Here is a 20,238-nt window from a genome sequence, read left to right as displayed (position 1 = left end):
AAAGAAAGGTCTTTCAGTAATTCTGAAAGACCTTTTTGTATTATGGCAGATTTTAATTTGCTATTTAAGCGATACGCTTATAATTCCAACACCGTGCTTCTCTAATTTTTCCTTTTCATTCAGGCCAGGCCCGATAGAAAACTGAAGGCTCTCCACCTCCTCAATATCAAAAGTCTTCAAATTATTATGTTCGAAATAATAAGGCAGAAATGAAGGATAAGGTCTTGGGAGGCTAATCGTTTTCACCGGCTCTAAGTCTGAAATGGGGATCTCATATTCTCTGGTTTCCGGACTCAGGCTGAGAATCGTACCAAAAGCAGCTCCATTTTTCATCAGTAAAGCTACCTGCAGTTTTGAATTTTTTTGATTTAAAGCTCTGGCTTTAACTACTAATTTATTTTTCCCTGCAAATTCAGCTCTTCTTCCTTCGGTTTTTCTATTGAAATTATATTTGAAGGAATAATCATAAATTGGAGTAGCCTCTGGGTTTTCAATATCTTTTCTGTATAATTCCTCTACATTCACCTGAAATTCGGCTTCACCTGCATTATGAGTAGGCACCAGATTTAGAGTCGGCAACCACTCTCCTACTACATAATCTTCGTCCTCTATTGCATTAAAAAGAACAAGTGGGGTATCCTCTTGAACAATTTTCACTTTATATTCTTCAGAAGAAAGAAAATCCCACTCCCCCGGGTTGCCTGTTACATTTCCCGGGAAGGTATAATCTCCCGATTCGGTTTTAACGATAATTCTATACTGTAAAAACCCATGGGTTAATAATTTTTCCGAAACCTCAGCCGAATAAGTGTAGCCGTTTTTATTTTCCAAGGCTATGCTTTCGTAAGTATTCCCGTTTTGCAACCAGGCTTCCACCTTTTCGATCATTTCATTGGAAACGATCTCTGCTGAAATCACTAATTCTGAAGCCGAAGAAATAACCTCAACCGGCTCATGAATTACATAAGTCCTTTCCACCGTAGACTCTGGTGCGCTGAATTCCTCCAGCCTGAAATTTTGTAAATCTGCCGAAGTTTTGTCGTATTCTACATCTGAATTTTTAAGAAGATAGGTCCCGGGTTTTATATTGAAAGTATTTTTAGAAGCTATAGTTTGAAAATCATTGCCTTGATTTATGGCTTCAAGAATAAACTCATCAGACAAATCTGGCAGATCCAGGCTCATTGGCCATTCTTTCCAATTGATAACGCTCACTGTTTTCTCCAGGCTGTTAGTACCAAACGGATTATCTACCAAAATCGCATCGGGTATCACCTCTAATCGCCAAACGCCATCCTGTATTTTATCGAGAAAATAAGCCCCCTGGCCTTCATATTTTACCACTTCTGAATTCCCGTAGCCGGCAATCAGTTTTAATTCTTTAACAGACCGTGGCAGTAGAGAGTTTGTGTTGGAATAGATAAATTTCTCTTCTGAATTTAAAACCGCCAGATCCTTTTCATAACTAACCTCAAAATCCTTGAATTTTAAATTATCGGGATAAGTTCCGAAATCACTGTTAAGTGGAACCCTATGGAATATCTCACCGGCGATCATTAAGGCCAGGGCCTTTTGGGGCGTATACGCCAGGTTCATATAATGGGTGTTGTACTCTGTATTCCCGTGGGCCAGGTAAGTAGGCTCATAAGCAAAATGTGTCCCGATTTGAATGCCGGCCTCTCTAAAACTACGGGCCATCGCAGGATAGATATAGGATTTATTCACATCGGCAGCATCGAATTCATAAACCAGTTTAGCTGCCCTATTTTTGGTGATTACCTCATCAAATGGGATCTTATACTCGTTTACATTTGGCAGTAAATTGCCTTCCAGTTCCTTCTGAAAACCCAGCCCGGTAGGATACCATTGGAAAGTTCCCCCTTGAATATCGGCATCAAAGTAGGCTTCGGCCAGGTTGATACTATGAGTAACATTGTAAAAAACAGGTTTTTCGGTACCCGAACTGCGCATTGCATCAACCATCTTCTGAATAAATTCTGTCACCTCTGCAGGTTTGCCCCTGTGGTGCGGTTCATTACTTATTTCAAAAGCGATAATATTCGGTTCATTTTTATAGGCCACACCGGTGTATGGGTTCACGTGGTTTAAGAACTCTGCCAGGTAATTTTGCTGTGCTTTTATAGCCCCGGAATCGGTAAGGCTTTCTGCTTTTCCATATTTATGGGAGAAGCCGGGAGTATCCTTATCGGGTTCAGGCCAACCGTTGCCCCAATATGCAATGGGAGTAATCACAAAATTTATCCCCCTGTTTTTTAATTGTTTTAGGAGATAATCGAAGGTTTCCAAATGTTCGTTTTCCAGCAAATTTCCTTCTTCATCACTAATTTCGGTGTCCCAAACGTGAATTCTGTAAAGGTCAAAACCCAGCCTTGAAAAATGATATACATCCTTATCTATGGCTTCTTTTAGGTCAACATCCAATTTCTGGCCGCTGCGATAAGCGTGGGCAAAAGGAACCGAATAATTTACCCCAAATCCTTTGACTTCTTCCTTGTTGTGCTCCCATCTCATAAGGCCTTCATCATCTACATACACATTTCCTTTTTCCTGAGAAAAGATAGCCTGCGAAAAAAAAAGGGCCAGGCACATCACAAGTAGTCTTAAAACCATTTTCTAAAAAGTTTTATACATCACATATTTCAATAGCCTCTTTCAAAGCCACCATTTTATTATCGTAAGTTGGAATAAATTCCTGGGCAACATAACCATCAAACCCGGTTTCCACAATTGCGTTCATAATTGCCGAATAATTTAGTTCCTGGCTATCATTGATTTCATTCCGGCCGGGAACACCGGCAGTGTGGTAATGGGCAATATGTTTGTGATGCTTTTTAATGGTAGCGATTATATCGCCTTCCATAACCTGCATATGGTAAATGTCATAGAGCAATTTAAAGTTAGGGGCATTGAGTTCATCGGCAAGTGCTACTCCCCATTCAGTGTTATCGCACATATAATCGGCATGATCCACCTTGCTGTTAAGAAGTTCCATAACCAGATTAACATTTTTTCTTTCGGCATATTTCAGCAAGGGCTTTAGACCGGCCACGCAGTTTCTTATCCCCGTTTTCTCATCCCTCCCCCGGCGGTTGCCGGAGAATACTATAACATTTTTTATATTATGTTCTGAAGCTTTTTCAATGAGTCCTTTATAATTTTTCTGCAAAGTTTCGTGATTTTCAGGAGCATTAAATCCGTTTTCTATATCAGCAAAATCATCGGTCGCCATAGAGCAAACCAGGCCGTGTTTTTCAACGGTATCCCATTCCGAAGGTTTTAAAAGATCTATAGCGCTTATCCCTAAAGCTGCACATTCCTGAGCGAATTTATTCAAGGGAATATCCTGGAAACACCAGCGACACACAGAGTGATTAATATTGAGATTCTTTTTATCAGCCTGGTGCTTATCGATAAAATTAATGGCTGCAAAAGAGGAAACTACTCCGCCAATACTAAGAGCTCCCGACCCCAATACCATGGTTTTAAGCGCATCACGCCTGGAATACTTGTTGCCCATAACTAATTTCTTTTTGTAATTTCTATAAATGTAAATTTTACAATTATATTATTAAAAACAAAAATTTAAGCCTTAATTTTTTAACAAGAATTTTAGATTTAACATTCAGCGGTATCTATCAGGTGATTTCGAAGTTGTAACCCGATTTCAATAGTTTCTGATAGTTTTTGTGATCAAATTTATACAGAAATGCTCCCCGGCGGGAGGTAGACTTGTCTTTTTCATCAAGTTTTATAAGCACATTAAGAGAAAGAAGTTTTTTTCTGAAGTTTCTTCCATCCAGTTCCTTCTGATAAATAACTTCATAGAGTTTTTGCAACTGGGGAATGGTAAATTTTTCGGGAAGAAGCTCAAATCCAATAGGTTGATACCGGGCTTTTCTTCGTAATTTCTCAAGGCCATCGGCCAACATCATATCATGATCCAGGACAAGTCCGGGCACCTCATTTATATCGAACCAATGAGCGCCATGAGATTCAACCAGCTTTTTGTCATAATCATTTATCCTTATCAGGGCATACTGCACAATAGAAATAGTCCTATATCCGGGATCCCGTTCAGCCGCCCCATACGCACCTAGCTGCTCCATAAAAACATTTTCCAGGCCGGTGATTTCGGCCAGAACTCTTTTAGCAGCCTCATCTACATCTTCATCCAAATTCACAAAACTGCCTATTAAAGACCATTCTCCTTTCCTGGGTTCGACTCTCCGTTTAAAAACCAGCAATTTAAGTTGTCCCTCATCAAAACCAAAGATCAAACAATCTGTGGCAACGTACATTTTATCACTGGGCTTGTAAAAGTCTACTGTAGTTTCGGGCATCCATTTAAATTTTCCTTAAAGATAGGTAAAAAGAAAAATTTATGGATATTTAAATGAATGTAAATTTTACATTTATTATCTTTGAAACTCATATAAATTTTCAGATTTTGCATAGCGACGGCAATTTTAAAGATTTTAAAGTTCAGGTGGAAATTGAGTCCCCCGGACGCATAAACCTCATTGGAGAACATACCGATTATAACCAGGGTTTTGTGATGCCCACTGCAATTGACAAGAAGATCTATTTTAAGCTGGGTAAAAACAATTCAGCATCGCTTTGCCGAATTTATAGCGAAACCTATAATTCCTCTTTTCAGTTAAATTTGCAAAAGATCACAAAAAGTAAAAACCCCTGGGAAAACTATATTCTGGGGGTTGTAAATGAGATACAGCAACTAGGGAAACAGCTCAGCGGTTTCGATTGTGTTCTAAAAAGTGAACTGCCCATTGGGGCAGGAATAAGCTCATCAGCAGCCCTGGAATGTGGCCTGGCCAGTGGGCTAAACGAATTGTTTGAACTTAAGCTAAGCAAAATTGACATCATTAAACTCGCTCAACGGGCCGAACATAATTTTGTTGGTTCCAACTGCGGAATAATGGATCAATATGCCTCGGTGATGAGCAGAAAAGATCATTTAATTCTTCTTGATTGTGAGAGCCTCGATGCTGAATATATTCCGGCCGATTTCAGAAATTGTAAAATATTATTGCTGAACACCAGGGTTTCCCACAGTCTGGCCGATAGCAAATACAATTCCCGCAGGCAGGAATGCGAAGAAGGTGTAAGAATTATTGCTAAAACTCATCCTGAAGTAAAAAGTCTGCGCGATATTGATGAGCAAATGCTTGAAAATTCTAAAGATAAATTACCCGGCAAAATCTATGAGCGATGCAGCTATGTGATCGAGGAAAACAAAAGAGTTCAAAAAGCTGCCGAAGCAATTAAAAATGGTAATGTCACAGAATTTGGGAACCTGATGTATGCTTCCCACGACGAGCTGCAACATAAATACGAAGTGAGCTGTGCCGAGTTGGATTTTCTCGTCGATTTTTCCCGGGATAAGGAATTTATTTATGGTGCCCGGATGATGGGCGGAGGATTTGGAGGTTGTACTATCAATCTTATTGAGACCGATAAAATTGATAAATTTATCGAGGAAGCAGACAAAGCCTATTTCGGGAAATTCGGGATAAATCCCGAACCAATTATTGTCGAAGCCGATGCCGGTACCATTATAACCAGAAACTAAGATCATGAGCACAAATATCAATACCACTCCACACAGAAGGTATAATATATTAACAGGGGAATGGATTCTGGTTTCGCCACACCGAACAAAACGGCCCTGGCAGGGAAAAACAGAGAAACATACCTCGGAAAAAAGAGAAACTTACGATCCTTCCTGCTACCTGTGTCCGGGAAATACACGAAATAGTGGTAAAACCAATCCTGATTACAAAAAACCTTTTTCTTTTGAAAATGATTTCCCCGCGCTATTGCCACAAAATCCTTCCGAGGCCTTAGAGCAGGATCTGTTGCGGGCCGAACCTGAAAGCGGAATCTGTAAAGTGGTATGTTTCTCACCAGATCATTCTCTTACCTTACCCATAATGGAAATTAAAGATATTACAGAAGTGGTAAAACTCTGGAAAAAAGAATTTGCTGAACTGGGCGCAGAGGAGAATATTAATTATGTGCAGATCTTTGAGAATAAAGGTGATATTATGGGGTGCAGCAACCCACATCCGCATGGGCAGATTTGGTCTCAGCATTCAATTCCAACCGAAGTTCAGAAAAAATCCAAACATCTTAAAAAACACTGGGAAGAAAACAAACGTAGCCTGCTAAAAGATTACCTCAACCTGGAGCTAAAACTACAGGAACGCATCCTTGAAGAAACAAAACATTTTGTTGCACTGGTTCCGTACTGGGCGGTATGGCCCTTTGAGGCCATGATAATTCCGAAGAATCATTATCAACATATCGGGCAGTTAAACAAAGAAGAGGAAGTAGATTTTGCAAAAATCATTAAGAAGCTCACTATTAAATATGACAACCTCTTTGAAACCTCTTTTCCCTACTCTTCGGGGATACACCAGGCGCCCACCGATGGCCAGGAACACCCCGAATGGCATTTCCATATGAGTTTTTACCCCCCGCTATTACGCTCGGCCACAGTTAAGAAGTTCATGGTAGGCTACGAAATGTTTGCCGGGCCACAACGTGATATTACCGCAGAGCAGGCAGCGCAAAGATTAAGGGACTTACCAGATGAACATTACTCCATCCGGTAAGTTAAATTTATTTCTTACCAGAATAAGGCGTAAAGCATAACCAGGATAAGCAACACGGCGAAACTTCCAATATTGAACGCACGACCTGTTTTAAATAATTCCTTACTTAAAGGAATAGACTTCTCGTGGTTTTTACCCTTGCCTTCCACCAAACTAATAATAAGCATAAGCGCCATCGTAAGAAGCCAGGTCGCCATCATCTGATGCATAAATGGAAGATTAAGGAAGAAGGGACTATCAATCCAGACGTTCGGTCCTATTTTAAAGTAAAATGCGATCGGGATAGATGCCAGCACTCCATAAATGGCAGCCTTATTGGTAGTTTTTCTCCAAAAAAGTCCCAGCATAAATACCGCCAGGATGCCAGGGCTCACCACTCCTGTATATTCCTGAATGTATTGGAACACCTGCCCAAGATTTTTTAATTGGGGAGCCAGAATTACCGCGATAATAAGGGCAACAGAAGCAGAGATTCGACCAACTTTTACCAGGCCTTTTTCAGATTTTCCTTTTTGGAAATAGGGCTTATAAATATCCATGGTAAATATAGTAGCGGTAGAGTTGAGCATAGAAGCAACAGACGATACAATAGCAGCCGCCAGTGCTGCTAATACAAGGCCTTTAAGTCCTGCGGGAATAAATTCCTTTATCAACCAGGGAGCAGCATTATCGTTTATTACATTTCCCGTACCCGAAAAGAAAGAAATATCGGTAAATGTAGAAGAAATCTCCCCGTTTGGTCCTGTATTCATCACAAAGGCGATTATACCGGGAATTACCACTATTAGGGGTATAACAAGCTTTAGAAAAGCAGCTAAAACAATTCCTTTTTGAGACTCCCTTAAGCTTTTTGCTGCCAGGGTTCTTTGAATTATATACTGGTTAAAGCCCCAGTAATAAAGGTTAGCTACCCACATACCACCAATAAGTACAGCCAGCCCAGGAAGGTCCCACCAGGCATCTTTCCCATTTGGCGTGATAATCTCGCCTCTTTCAAGAATCATAGAAAACTTGTCTGGTACCTGCTCATAAATAGAAAGCATTCCGTTTATAACTCCGCCTCCATCAGTAACATTATCAAGAGCAATATAAGTCATGATCAACCCACCTATAATAAGTAATATAACCTGGACAACATCGGTCCAGGCTACCGCCGAAAGCCCTCCATAGAGCGAGTAGGCTGCGGCGAAAAGAGCAAGTCCAAAGATTGAATAAAGGAATATGGAACCATCGCCATCACCAATAATCGTATCCAGGGCGGTAGCTCCCAGATATAATACCGAGGTGAGGTTTACAAAAATGAAAAGAGCGATCCAGAAAACGGCAAGGATAGTTTTGAGGCTTGTCCCATACCGTACCTCCACAAATTCAGGAATAGTATACAATCCTTTCTTGATGAAAATAGGCAGGAAAAACTTACCTACAATGAGAAGCGTTAAGGCTGCCATCCATTCGTAGGAGGCGATGGCAAGACCTATGGCAAAACCAGATCCCGACATTCCTATGAATTGCTCTGCCGAGATATTGGCAGCGATTAGTGAAGCTCCAATAGCCCACCAGGGAAGCGATTTACCTGCCAGGAAATAATCTTCAGAAGTACTTCCCTTTCCCCGGGAAACCCACAAACCTATCGCAACGATACTTAAGGCATATCCAACAAAAACCAGTTGATCTAAAAATCCAAACTCCATACTTTTATTTATTATTATGAAAAGCTTTTATGTGCCCCGAAAAAACCTGTTAAATATAGGATTAAATAATTAATAAATGTAATAATTACTCTTATTAATCATATTAGGAAACAACCTTAAAATTTAGAGAAATCTGGTTAGAATACCTCTCCCCGGGTATAAGAACGCTCGATGGAAAATTCCTGAAATTAGGAGAATCAGGAAAATTTTGGGATTCCAGGCAAATAGAAGGATACTCTTTAGAAATCAGGGTTTTATACTCCAAATCATCCGGCAGTTCCTCGGGAGCATAAGCCACCAGCGCGGGCTGATTGGTTTTGACTTCCATCTTTATTCCGGTTAATGGGGCAAACAGCACCGCTGCATTTTCATTCTTCTCATTATTGAGAACAAAACTATCGTCTAACGGGCGATTTCCGATAAGCTTGCTCTTGCTAAAATCCTTTGGTTTATTTTTAAGTTTCACCAAATCCCCAGTTGGCAGCATTTGCTCATTCACCTGAAGAATTTTATTTGCTGAGATTTGAAGAAAATGATCACTCACACTTCCTTCTCCATTCAGGTTAAAATAAGCATGATTAGTTAGGTTAACGACGGTTTTCTTATCGCTGGTAGCAGTGTATTCGATTAAAATTTCATTTTCTTCGGTGAGGCAGTATTTCACTGATGCCTTTAAATTTCCGGGGTAGCCCTCTTCCCCATCTTCACTGAAATATGAAAGTGTAACCGATGGATTTTCTCCGGAAGTCTGTTCTTCTATTTTCCATATTTTATACTGAAACCCATATTCTCCGCCGTGAAGGTGAACTCCATTTTTCTGCTGAAGCTCAAAGCTTTGGTCATCCAGTTTAAATTTTCCGCCGGAGATACGGCCGGCGTAACGCCCTACAGAGGCCCCAAAACATTTATTATGGTTTTTATATACCGGCTTAACAAATTCAGTAGCTTTAGGAGAAACTATCACATTGGTGGGTTTTCCCTTTTTATCTTTAATTATAAAACTAAGAATGGCCGCTCCATAATTAAGAATTTCAAGCTTGCTTTGTTGTTTGTTCAACAATTGAATGGTTTTCAATTCTTTTTCTGTGATCGTTTCCAATATTTCTAATTAATTAGTTTTTCTCTTCTATCCAGTTCATCACTCTTTCCTCGAGAATATTTAACGGCATCGCTCCATTCAATAAAACCACATCGTGAAATTCCCTAATATCAAAATCATCATCTAATTCGGTCATTGCGGTTTCTCTTAACTCAAGTATCTTATTCATACCTACTTTATATGCTGTAGCCTGCCCTGGCATGACAATATGTCTTTCCACCATTTTAATGGCATCACTTTCAGCATTCGGGGTGTTTTGTTTATAATAGTCAATAGCTTCCTCCCTGGTCCATTTTTTAGCGTGAATTCCGGTATCTACGACTAACCTGCAGGAACGCCAAAGTTCCATGGCAAGCCTTCCAAAATCTGAATATGGATCTTCATAAAAACCTATTTCTTTTGGAACCAACTCACTGTATAACCCCCATCCTTCAATATAGGCAGTATAAAAGCTATGCTTCCTGAATTCAGGAATATTTTCCAGTTCCTGGGCAATTGCTAACTGCATATGATGGCCGGGAATTCCCTCGTGGTAGGCCAGAGCTTCCATTTGATAGATGGGCATAGCCTTCATATCATATAAATTAGCATAATAGATGCCGGGCCTTGAACCGTCTTTAGCCGGTTGCTGATAAAAAGCTTTTCCGGCGCTACGTTCTCTAAAAGGCTCTACTGCCTTTACCACAATATCGGCTTCGGGCTGGGTTAAAAAGAGTTCATCAAGTCGCCCTTTCATGGTGTTGATAATATCGGTGGCTTCAGCGAGGTACTTTTCACGGCCTTCAGGGGAATCTTCATAATAGAATTGAGGATCTTCCCGCATAAATTGAAAGAATTCCTGCATGGAGCCCTCAAAACCAACATCCTCCATAAGAACCTCCATTTCTGCATGGATCCTGGCTACTTCAGATTTCCCCATCTCATGAATTTCTTCCGCAGTAAGATTGGTGGTGGTAATTCTCTTTAATGCATTATTATAAAATTCATTTCCTTTCGGAAACTTCCAGGCACCATCCTCAGTGGTTGCACGCTTTTGTTGATTTTCCAGGGTAGCGATCAGGTTTTCGTAAGCGGGCTTTACCTTATCGATAAGAGCCTGTTCAGCATCGCTTATGAGTTTTCGTTTTTCCTCGCCAGAAATATTTAATTTCTGAACTTTTGTATAAAAGTCATTTAACAGCACACTTCGCTCGCTGGCCTTACCGAAGGGCTTTCCTTTTATAATATTCCTGCTGTCCTCCAGCACTTTGTCAAAAACGAATTTGGGAGGAACTATTCCATTCTGCTCCCTTATTTTTATATTGCCTATAATATCCTCTATCAAACCGGGAAAACCTTCCAGGCGCGAAATATATGCCCTGGCATCACTCACCGAATCGATACGATGCATGTTGATAAGAAAGGCAGGCAGCTCTGCCTGGTATCCATGCATCTGGTTTACGGGATAATTGTAGAACCGATAATCATAATCGGCGATCTCATTTTCGATTTGTTGTTTATAAAGCCTGTAGCTTAAACGGGTCTCTTCGTTTAGGGCCTCCACATCAACCATTTTAAGGTATTCAAGGCGTTTTTTGGCCTTTTTTAGATCTTCAGCATATTTCAGGTGAGAAAGATCATCCCATTTGCCATAATTCGATTTGTCTCCCAAACGGGTTTGCAACATCGGGGAATCATCTACATCCTTCTGAAACTCCTTTTCAAAATACTGGTTGAGTTCAGCTGATGCTTTTTCTATTTCAGCTTCCGAATAATGGTTTTTTTCTTCTCCGCAAGCAACAAGAACTCCCAGCAGAAGGATTATTATATATTGTTTTTTTATTCTGAAATTCATTAAATAATCAATTTTTTATTTCGGTGAATTTAATCTTGGAATCTCCAAAAACAGTATGTGTTTGCGTTTTGAAATCTTCTTCTGAAGCTTCAAAAATATTAGGCACATAGGTTTGCGGGTTAAGATCTATAAGTGGGAACCAGGTACTCTGCACCTGAATTTGCAGTTTGTGACCTTTTTTAAAGGTATGATTTATATCCTGAAGCTTTATTCGCAACTCTGTTTTTTCATTAGGGGTAAATGGCTCCGGCTTTTCAAAACTGTTTCTATAACGTCCACGCATTACCTCACTTCGCACCATCATATGATAATTATCCATATCGAGATGTGGCATGGTTTCTTCGTAATCTTCAGCATCCATAGGATAAACATCAATTACCTTAACTACCCAATCGGCAGCGGTACCGGTGGTTGCAACCTGCAAAATGGCTTCAATTTCACCGGCAAGTTTCATATCTTCTTCAAGTCGTTCGGTTTCAAAAACAAGCACATCGGGCCTTCTGGCGGCAAAGCGCTGGTCCCCCGTCATATATTCGCGGGGTGTGAAAACCGCCTTGATCTCATCGTTATAAGGCACCGGTTTTTTTACATCGCTTACAAAACTCTTTTTTGTTGCTGAAGCCTCATTTGTCAATTGTTGGTCATCACCCAGGAAAAACACTCTTTCTTCTCCCTGTGGAGGCCATTGCTCATAGGTATTCCATTCCCGCTTTCCGGTGTCATACAAATAAGCTTCAGGCAAACCTGAATTATTATCAGCATCAGCTTTTAGAAAATGATTAAAAAACTGAGTTTCTATATTCTGCTGATAATCTTTTGAGATATTATCTCCAAAATATACATTCCCTACAGCCTGTCTTTCGGTTAAACGTGCCCAGTCACCGTGGCTCCATGGCCCCATTACCATGGTATTGTAATTGTCGCTGCGCTTCTCAATATTTTTATAAGTTTCGAAGGGACCGTACAAGTCTTCAGCATCAAATAAACCTCCAACCACCATTACGGCCGGCTCAATGTCTTCCAAATGCTGAATAATTCCCCGACTCTGCCAGAATTCATCGTAATTAGGGTGTTCTTTTAGCTGTTGCCAGAATTCGTTGTCTTCTCCGTAATATTTATCAAGATTACTCAATGGTCCATTGTCCAGGAAAAACTGGTATTGATCCTGGGTACCGAGACCCGGAAGTTCATACCAGGCTTCATCGGTAGGGCCGTCTTTCTGGTATCCAAAAAGGGCGGTTGCTCTCCAATAACTTAAAAGATAGGCTCCATTATGGTGAAAATCATCAAAATAAAAATCTCCAATTCCGGCCTGGGGAGAGGCAGCTTTTAGTGCAGGGTGGGCATCCAGCAAAGAAGCTATTGCATAATGCCCGGGGTAAGATATCCCCCAGGTGCCTACCCGGCCATTATTGTTTTCAACATTATTGATAAGCCACTCAATACTATCGTAAGTATCGCTGGATTCATCGGTTTGATTCCCCTTTTTATTGGGAATAAAGGCCCTCATATTATCATATTTTCCCTCACTCATCCATCGGCCCCGCACATCCTGGTAGACAATAATATTGCCTTCCTGCATCAGGAATTTATTAGGCCCTATAAGCGAACGGAATTGATCTTCCCCATAGGGACGCGAACTATATGGAGTTCGCTGCATAAGAATTGGATATTCTTTAGAAGTATCTTTGGGAGAATAAATTGTAGTATGCAATTTAACCCCATCCCGCATGGGGATAGCGACTTCGGTTTTATTGTAGTGTTCTTTTACCTTAAATTCCTGGGCTTGAGCAACAAACGAAATGCTAAACCCACTGATAAACAATAGTATAAATAAATTTCGGAGTAAATTCATCTTAAGAATATATTTTTAAAGTTCCTAAAGATAGAAATTACCCGCATAAACAGGAAGAATTTTTAATTTTTAGAGTCCTCCCGGAATTTTTCCAGGCCTTCCTGCAACCAGTTGTAATATTTATCGGCATCTGGCATATAACCTACGGGCTCATGTAACATATTTACCTCAGGATCAACCAGCACATAAAAGGGTTGGGAGTTGTTTCGGAAATTGATGGTTTGAAATGTAGCCCATTTATCGCCAATAGTCTTTATAGGTTTAATACTGCCATTTGGCCTTATGTAATTAAACTGCTCATCTTCTTCCAGTTCTTTGCGATCATCTACATAAAGAGAGATAAGGATATATTCATCTCTAATAGTCTCAAAGACTTCTGGCTCACTCCAAACCTGTTCTTCCATTTTTCGGCAGTTTACGCAGGCCCAGCCGGTAAAATCTATCATTATTGGTTTGTTTTCCCTCTTTGCCGCTTCAAGACCTTTATCCCAGTCTTTATAGGCTTCCAGACCAAGGGGAGCCTCGGTGTCCTTATCATACACACTGTAAAACAACGGAGGTGGAAATCCGCTTAGCAATTTTAAATTGGCGTGACTGGTATTGGTTAGCCCGGGAATTAGATAGATCACAAATAAAAGTACCAGTACTCCTACGCCAAATCGCCCTTTACTTATTCTTTGCTTAGGACCATCGTGTGGGAAACTTAGCAAACCGAAGAGGTAAGCTACCAAACCTAGACCTGCAAGGATCCAAATTCCTATAAATATCTCACGTTTTAAAAGTCCCCAGTGCTGAACAAGATCGGCATTAGAAAGGAATTTAAAAGCAAGCGCCAATTCGATAAAACCAAGGGTTACCTTAACTGTATTAAGCCAGCCCCCGCTCTTGGGCAACGAATTTAACCAGTTTGGAAAAAGGGCAAACAGAGCGAAGGGTAAAGCTAAAGCAAGGCCAAAACCACCCATCCCAACTGAAAGCTGCATCGCTCCCCCATCGCTGGTTAAAGAACCTCCAAGCAGGGAACCAAGGATTGGCCCGGTACAGGAAAAGGAAACCAGGGCCAGGGTAAGGGCCATAAAGAAAATCCCTATAAATCCTCCTACACTGGAAGCCTTATCATCCATTTTACTACTCCATGAACTGGGCAGAGTGATTTCATAATATCCGAAGAAAGAAAAAGCAAATATTATAAAGATGACGAAGAAGAGAATATTCAGCGTAACATTGGTGGAAATATTATTCAATAATTCTGGATTTACACTATCCAGAAGATGGAATGGTATACTAAGTAAAAGATAGATCAAAACGATAAAAAAACCATATAGGATGGCATTGACCGTACCTTTCTTACGGTTTTTTGCTCCTTTTGTGAAAAAAGATACCGTTAACGGGATCATCGGGAAAACACAGGGAGTAAGTAAAGCGATGAGCCCTCCCAGGAAACCAAGAAAAAATATGTTGGTGAAATTATTCCCTCCTTCTTCATCACCAGGATGATAAGCTTCCATCCCCTTAATGTCCATATCGAGGGCATTGGCAAGTTCCTGATCTCTGTCGGAGACCTCAAGATCGGTAAACCCGGCGGTTACCTGTTTTTCTTGTAGGTTTATGGTAAAACGTTCTGTCTCGGGAGGCAAACATTGCTCATCATCACAAACCGAAAAATAAATTTCTGCAACTACCTCACGAACCTCAGGGTCAACAAGCTTTATCTTTTGTGTAAAGACAGCCTCATCATTAAAGTAAATGATATCGGCGCCAAAAACCTCATCGTAATAGGGCTCGGCATCGGGTTCTTCGGTATGACCTATTAGTTCATAGGTGTCAGAAGAGTTATTATAAGTAAATTTAGTAGGGATTGGCGCGATTTCAATATCGGCTTCCTTTTGAGAATAAAGATGCCAGCCTTCTTCCAGCTTAGCGGTAAAAACAAGTTTATAAATACTATCGTTCTCTTGTTCTACCTCAGCTTCCCAGCTTATTGGATTTGAGAACTGATAATTTTGATCGTTGTCGTCAAAAATCTGGGCATTAGCCGTTGTGATTGATATAACTAATAGAAACAGACTTGCCAGGTACCTCATAAATTACAGGTGATTTTTAATATTTGCTGATCTGGGGAACTTATTGCGAACCGATTATCGGCCCGTTGGTTGATCACCCACACTATTTTTTCTCCCGAACACAGCAGCCAGCTGTTTTCCTTTTCGGGTAAGGATAATTTTTTGTCCTTAAAGAAGTCGCTTAGCTTTTTCTTTCCTTTCATTCCGAAGGGATAAAAATAGTCCCCTCTCCTCCATTTACGCACAACTAACGGGTATTCAAGCAACTCTGAATTAACATAAATACAATTTTCTGCCTTCTCCTCTATCGCTTTAACCTTAGAGAAGGTAAAAGTACCTATAGGCAGCATCACAAATTCTTCATTCTCTTCAATAAAAAAATCCTGTTTGTGTGTTTCTGAAGGGAGCTCGGTAAGAATAAGCTTTTCCCGGTCTTTTATCAACCTGTGAGTAGCCGAGAAAACCATCTTGCCGGGTTGGGCGGTCAGGAGACTATGCACATCATTCCATTCAGTGAAACCAAACGATTTCAATAACTGATATAAAACCGATTTGGTATTTGGGATCTTCTGAAGAAAAGCAATATCCAATTCATAGCCCAGCTTTCCCTTTTTTACCGTTTCGGGGTAGATAAGGCTAATGTAGTCTTCCACCAGGTCCTGGCTTTCTTTTAAATGAGCCTGGGTTTGCAAAAAAGACTTTAAAAACTCAGGATTGAGTTCCTCCAAAAGGGGCACCATTTCGTGCCTTATTTTGTTCCGAAGATATTTGGTGGAGGCATTACTGCTATCTTCCCGCCAATTTATATGTTGCTGTTTCGCATAGGCTTCAATCTCTTTCCTGGAAAATTGAAGCAGGGGGCGTATTACTTTATTATGCTCCGGGTTTATCCCCGATAAGCCTTCCAGCCCCGTCCCACGAACAAGGTTTATAAGAAAAGTTTCCAAATCGTCGTTGGCGTGATGGCCGGTGAGCACATAATCAAATTTATATTGCAGTCTTAACTCTTTAAACCAGTGGTAACGCAAATCCCGCGCTGCCATCTGGATAGAAAGCCCTTTATCCCCGGCATATTTTTCGGTGTTGAAATTCTGAGAAAAAACTTCGGTCTCCATCTCCCTGGCAAGCTTTTTAACAAAGCTTTCATCTGCATCGCTCTCTTTTCCGCGCAGGTTAAAATTGCAATGAGCAATGGAGATGTCCAGTTTGGCCGCTTTGCACAAATGCATAAGCACAACGCTGTCTAAGCCTCCACTAACCGCCAGCAATAACCTGGAATTGCAGAGATAAGGGAAATCATTTTTGATAAGATTTTTAAAGGCTTTTTCCATCACATTTCAAAGATACAAAAGCCTGATTTAAGAAAGCACCTGCCGCATTGCTTTTGCCTTTAAAAGACATTCTTCGTATTCCTTCTCCGGAATTGACTGCGCTGTTATTGCTCCCCCAACCGAAAAAGACACGTATTTTTTTTCTGAATTATAAAGGATACTGCGTATCACCACATTGAAATCAAAATCCCCGGTGGGTGTGAAATATCCAACTGCACCGCTGTAGAGTCCACGTTTGGCATCTTCCAGCTCCTCAATAATTTTCATAGCCGAAATCTTTGGCGCGCCTGTCATACTCCCCATAGGGAAAGTAACACGCAGAGCTTCAACCGGGGGAATATTCTCGTCAAGTTCTGCAGAAATAGTAGAGATTAATTGATGTACCTGCTTAAAAGGATATACACGGCATAATTCTTCTACCTTCACACTCCCTTTTTTGGCGATCCTGGAAAGGTCATTACGCACCAGGTCTACAATCATCACATTTTCTGAACGTTCTTTGGGATCATTCTTTAGGTTTTCGGTAATTTTAGCATCCTCTATAGGATCTTCTGCTCGCCGGGCCGTACCCTTTATAGGTTGGGAAATAAGTTTAGAACCTGTTTTTTTGAGATAGCGTTCAGGTGATGCTGAAAGCAGATAATGTTCTTCCAGCCGCAAAAAAGTTGCAAACGGCGGTCCCGAAATTGCATTGAGTTCCTCAAAAATCCTGAAAGGATCGATCACCCGTTTTTCTGAAAAGAATTCCTGGCAAAAATTAGCCTCATAAATATCCCCCCGCTGAATGTGATTTAGCATTTGCTCCACCTTTTTCAGGTAATCCTGTTCCGAAGTTCGGGCCACAATTGTGGAGGCCCCGGCAGGAGACTCCTCAACCATTTTCTGCTGAACATTTTTAGGGTCACCTTGCTTTATTTCTTCCAGGTCATCTTCCATTTCATCATCAACCATCCTGAGGTACTGCATCTCAAGATGTTCTCCCTTCAACAGAAATAATTTCTGAGGCTGAAAGAAATAGAGGTCGGGAAAAGCTAAACCATCAAAATTTCTACTGGAAAGTTTTTCCACATCATTTTTCAGGTCGTAGGATAAATACCCAAAGATCCAGTCTTTGGTTGTCTCCTGATATTCCTGAAGCTTATCGAAAGCATTGTGATAATCGGTTTTGATAGCGGTAAAAGCCCCCACTGCAAGTAGCGCATCGAATTCGCCATGCTTTTGTATATACTCATTGCTATCCAGCCAGGCTACCTCCTGAAACTGCCTACTCCAATGAAGTAAGTTTTGTTTAAAATCTTTAGGGTTTTCTACTGTAAATTGTCTTGCGCTGCGCACGAATACTTAAGTTTGGAAGGCAAAGGTAAAAAGACGAAAGCTAAAGAAGGAAGCTTCTGCGAAAGCTTTTTTCATAATTTGGAAATTAATTCAGTTGGTTTTTGATAAGAAATAACTAAAATTAATTTTCTATACTGTTTTCAGAGGCTTCTTCCACATCCTGGGAGAAATTGGTCAACACATCTTCGATCCCTAATTCCAGTACTTCATTTAATATTTTTCCATCCTGAAAATTATCCCGGAAAGATGGGAAACTAAAACTTTGTACCACCTGCCCTCCAAAACGCGGAAAAATTGTTTTGCAATATTCCAGGGCTGCAGCGCCACCCCTAGCTCCCGGAGAGGTACTCATAAGTAAAATCTTTTTTCCAGCCAGGAAATTACGATCAAGCCGTGAAAGCCAATCGAGAATATTTTTAAAAAATGCAGAAATGTTACGGTTATGTTCATTGACGGTAATAACCAGGCCCTCGTGCTGGGAGATCTGATTTTTAATTATACTCGCATTTACGGGGATGCCCCGCTCAAGTTCAATATCGGCGCTATAAATCGGCAATTCATAATCGGTTAGGTGTATGGTTTTGATCTCATGCCCCTGAATGCGCCCGGTGATATGGTTCAATAACTGTAAATTGATAGACCTACTGCTGTTGGAGCCCGTAAAAGCAAGTATCTTCTTCATAGTTGGTTTAGCTTGAACCCAAAAATACCGAAATATAATTTAGAGTAACAGCTTAGAAAGTTTTCCTTAACATTTTTAAAAGCCTGCAAAGAATGTGCAAATGGTTCTTTCGGGATGAGATCACGCCTTGCGGGGGGGATTAGTTCAACTAACTGGTTTTAAAAGCCGCTAAAACGGTTCGTCAAAAGAATTAAACAAAAACCTAATCTTTGAATAAGGTCTTTTCTGCATGAGATCCCGCCTTACGGCGGGATTAGTTCAACTAACTGGTTTTAAAAGCCGCTAAAGCGGTTTTTAAAACCAGAGTTTCACTAACTTTGTCCGCCCATAAAAATTCAAACTGTGACTTTTCAGGATTTAAATATTACCACGCCTTTGCGTAACGCATTGGATGATCTCGGGATTACTTCCCCAACCCCTATTCAGGAACAAAGCTTTTCTACCATTATGTCGGGCAGAGATATGGTAGGAATTGCTCAAACCGGGACGGGAAAAACCTTTGCCTATATGCTCCCTCTTTTAAGGATGCTTAAATATTCTGAACAGAAGAATCCAAGAGTACTTATTCTCGTGCCTACCAGGGAACTGGTGGTACAGGTCGTGGAAGAGATTGAAAAACTTACCGCTTATATTAATGTACGCATTGTCGGGATCTATGGCGGGGTGAATATCAATACCCAACAGCAAAACCTTATGCAAGGCCAGGATATAGTTGTGGCCACGCCGGGAAGACTCTATGATTTAGTTCTCAGGAGGGCGCTTCAGCTAAAATCTATCCAGAAACTGGTGATCGATGAAGTAGATGTCATGCTGGACCTGGGCTTCAAATTTCAGATCAATAATATTTTCGAATTGCTTCCGCAGAACCGACAAAACATAATGTTTTCAGCAACGATTACTGAAAATGTTGAAAATTTGATCGAAGCTAATTTTAAAAGTCCGGAGAAAATTTCGGTAGCCGCCAGCGGAACTCCCCTGGATAACATCCAGCAAACGGGCTATCGAATCCCGAATTTTAATACCAAAGTGAATTTCCTGAAACATATTCTTCAGGATAAAGAAACCTACTCCAAGGTACTCATCTTTGTAGCCTACAAACGTATGGCCGACCGACTTCACCAAGAGCTTGAATCGTATTTTCCCGATGAGTGTACGGTAATTCACTCGAATAAGACTCAAAATTACAGGCTGCGTAGCATCAAACAATTTGGCAACGGATTTTCCAGAATTTTAGTGGCAACCGATGTAATGGCCCGTGGGTTGGACATAGAGTCGGTAAGCCACGTGATCAACTTTGACACCCCAAAATATCCTGAAAATTATATGCACCGCATTGGCCGTACGGGACGGGCAGAAAAAGAAGGAAAATCGATTTTGTTAACTACCGAAGCTGAAACCGAATACCTGGAAAATATTGAGGCCCTGATGAAGATGGAAGTCCCCCAAAAGGAGCTGCCGCGGGAAGTTGAAATCTCTACCGAGTTGATCCCCGAAGAGCAACCAAAGATATTTGAAGCGAACAATCCCTCAAAAACTTCAGATGCTGATGCTCCCGGACCTGCTTTCCACGAGAAAAAAGAAAAGAACAGGAAAGAAAACCTGGGCGGATCTTATAGAAGGGAAATTGCGAAGAAATACAAAAAGCCCAAAACAAGGGGGGACAAAAACGCTAACCGAAGAAGAAAAAAATAA

14 protein-coding genes are annotated in these 20,238 nt (G+C 40.7%); 3 read left to right on the top strand and 11 right to left on the bottom strand.

Translation table 11 applies throughout. From position 1 onward, the window contains the following. Positions 1 to 60: 60 nt before the first annotated feature. The 3 genes from BUW93_RS05140 to BUW93_RS05130 all read right to left on the bottom strand — a co-directional run bounded on the left by BUW93_RS05140 (position 61) and on the right by BUW93_RS05130 (position 4,361). Positions 61 to 2,631, bottom strand: a complete 2,571-nt coding sequence (locus BUW93_RS05140) for a cellulase family glycosylhydrolase (protein ID WP_110688269.1) — start codon at positions 2,629 to 2,631, stop codon at positions 61 to 63. A 13-nt stretch (positions 2,632 to 2,644) separates the two neighbouring features. After that, the gene (locus tag BUW93_RS05135; protein ID WP_081209831.1) at positions 2,645 to 3,538 is read right to left on the bottom strand and encodes a hydroxypyruvate isomerase family protein; all 894 of its coding nucleotides are present in this window, start codon (positions 3,536 to 3,538) and stop codon (positions 2,645 to 2,647) included. A 118-nt stretch (positions 3,539 to 3,656) separates the two neighbouring features. Next, a complete protein-coding gene (locus tag BUW93_RS05130; protein WP_081209829.1) occupies positions 3,657 to 4,361 on the bottom strand; it encodes an NUDIX hydrolase in 705 nt (234 codons plus the stop codon). A gap of 53 nt (positions 4,362 to 4,414) precedes the next feature. Here BUW93_RS05130 and galK point away from each other — a divergent pair, with 53 nt between their 5' ends. Together galK and BUW93_RS05120 are read left to right on the top strand one after the other, a co-directional pair. Beyond that, a complete protein-coding gene (gene galK / locus BUW93_RS05125; RefSeq protein WP_081209827.1) occupies positions 4,415 to 5,611 on the top strand; it encodes a galactokinase in 1,197 nt (398 codons plus the stop codon). A 4-nt stretch (positions 5,612 to 5,615) separates the two neighbouring features. Then, on the top strand, positions 5,616 to 6,656 hold the full coding sequence (locus tag BUW93_RS05120; protein WP_081209825.1) for a UDP-glucose--hexose-1-phosphate uridylyltransferase: 1,041 nt from the start codon (positions 5,616 to 5,618) through the stop codon (positions 6,654 to 6,656). Between the two features lie 14 nt (positions 6,657 to 6,670). Here the strand turns inward: BUW93_RS05120 and BUW93_RS05115 are convergent, their stop codons facing one another. From BUW93_RS05115 to BUW93_RS05080, 8 genes are all read right to left on the bottom strand, one after another. Then, entirely contained in the window at positions 6,671 to 8,347 is a 1,677-nt protein-coding gene (locus tag BUW93_RS05115; protein ID WP_081209823.1) for a sodium/sugar symporter, read from the bottom strand. Between the two features lie 103 nt (positions 8,348 to 8,450). Beyond that, a complete protein-coding gene (locus BUW93_RS05110) occupies positions 8,451 to 9,446 on the bottom strand; it encodes an aldose epimerase family protein (RefSeq protein ID WP_110688268.1) in 996 nt (331 codons plus the stop codon). A gap of 13 nt (positions 9,447 to 9,459) precedes the next feature. Continuing rightward, positions 9,460 to 11,280 (bottom strand): DUF885 domain-containing protein, encoded by a 1,821-nt coding sequence (locus BUW93_RS05105; RefSeq protein WP_110688267.1) that lies wholly within the window; start codon positions 11,278 to 11,280, stop codon positions 9,460 to 9,462. Positions 11,281 to 11,287: 7 nt separating this feature from the next. Next, positions 11,288 to 13,135 (bottom strand): CocE/NonD family hydrolase, encoded by a 1,848-nt coding sequence (locus BUW93_RS05100; RefSeq protein WP_081209821.1) that lies wholly within the window; start codon positions 13,133 to 13,135, stop codon positions 11,288 to 11,290. A gap of 62 nt (positions 13,136 to 13,197) precedes the next feature. Next, on the bottom strand, positions 13,198 to 15,219 hold the full coding sequence (locus BUW93_RS05095) for a protein-disulfide reductase DsbD family protein (RefSeq protein WP_081209819.1): 2,022 nt from the start codon (positions 15,217 to 15,219) through the stop codon (positions 13,198 to 13,200). Further along, positions 15,216 to 16,529 carry a tRNA lysidine(34) synthetase TilS gene (tilS, locus tag BUW93_RS05090; protein ID WP_081209817.1) on the bottom strand — a complete coding sequence of 438 codons (1,314 nt, stop codon included), beginning with the start codon at positions 16,527 to 16,529 and terminating at the stop codon, positions 15,216 to 15,218. The genes BUW93_RS05095 and tilS overlap by 4 nt, the downstream gene beginning before the upstream one ends. Positions 16,530 to 16,556: 27 nt before the next feature. Further along, positions 16,557 to 17,864 carry an aminodeoxychorismate synthase component I gene (gene pabB / locus BUW93_RS05085; protein ID WP_081209815.1) on the bottom strand — a complete coding sequence of 436 codons (1,308 nt, stop codon included), beginning with the start codon at positions 17,862 to 17,864 and terminating at the stop codon, positions 16,557 to 16,559. Between the two features lie 121 nt (positions 17,865 to 17,985). Next, positions 17,986 to 18,546 carry an NADPH-dependent FMN reductase gene (locus tag BUW93_RS05080; protein WP_081209813.1) on the bottom strand — a complete coding sequence of 187 codons (561 nt, stop codon included), beginning with the start codon at positions 18,544 to 18,546 and terminating at the stop codon, positions 17,986 to 17,988. Positions 18,547 to 18,888: 342 nt separating this feature from the next. Between BUW93_RS05080 and BUW93_RS05075 the strand changes: the two genes are divergently transcribed. Then, positions 18,889 to 20,238, top strand: a complete 1,350-nt coding sequence (locus tag BUW93_RS05075; RefSeq protein WP_081209811.1) for a DEAD/DEAH box helicase — start codon at positions 18,889 to 18,891, stop codon at positions 20,236 to 20,238.

This window comes from Salegentibacter sediminis (genome assembly GCF_002078605.1).
Classification (GTDB): domain Bacteria; phylum Bacteroidota; class Bacteroidia; order Flavobacteriales; family Flavobacteriaceae; genus Salegentibacter; species Salegentibacter sediminis.
The sequence above is the reverse complement of the archived record's forward strand: the minus strand, read 5'-3'. Positions and strand labels throughout refer to the sequence as shown.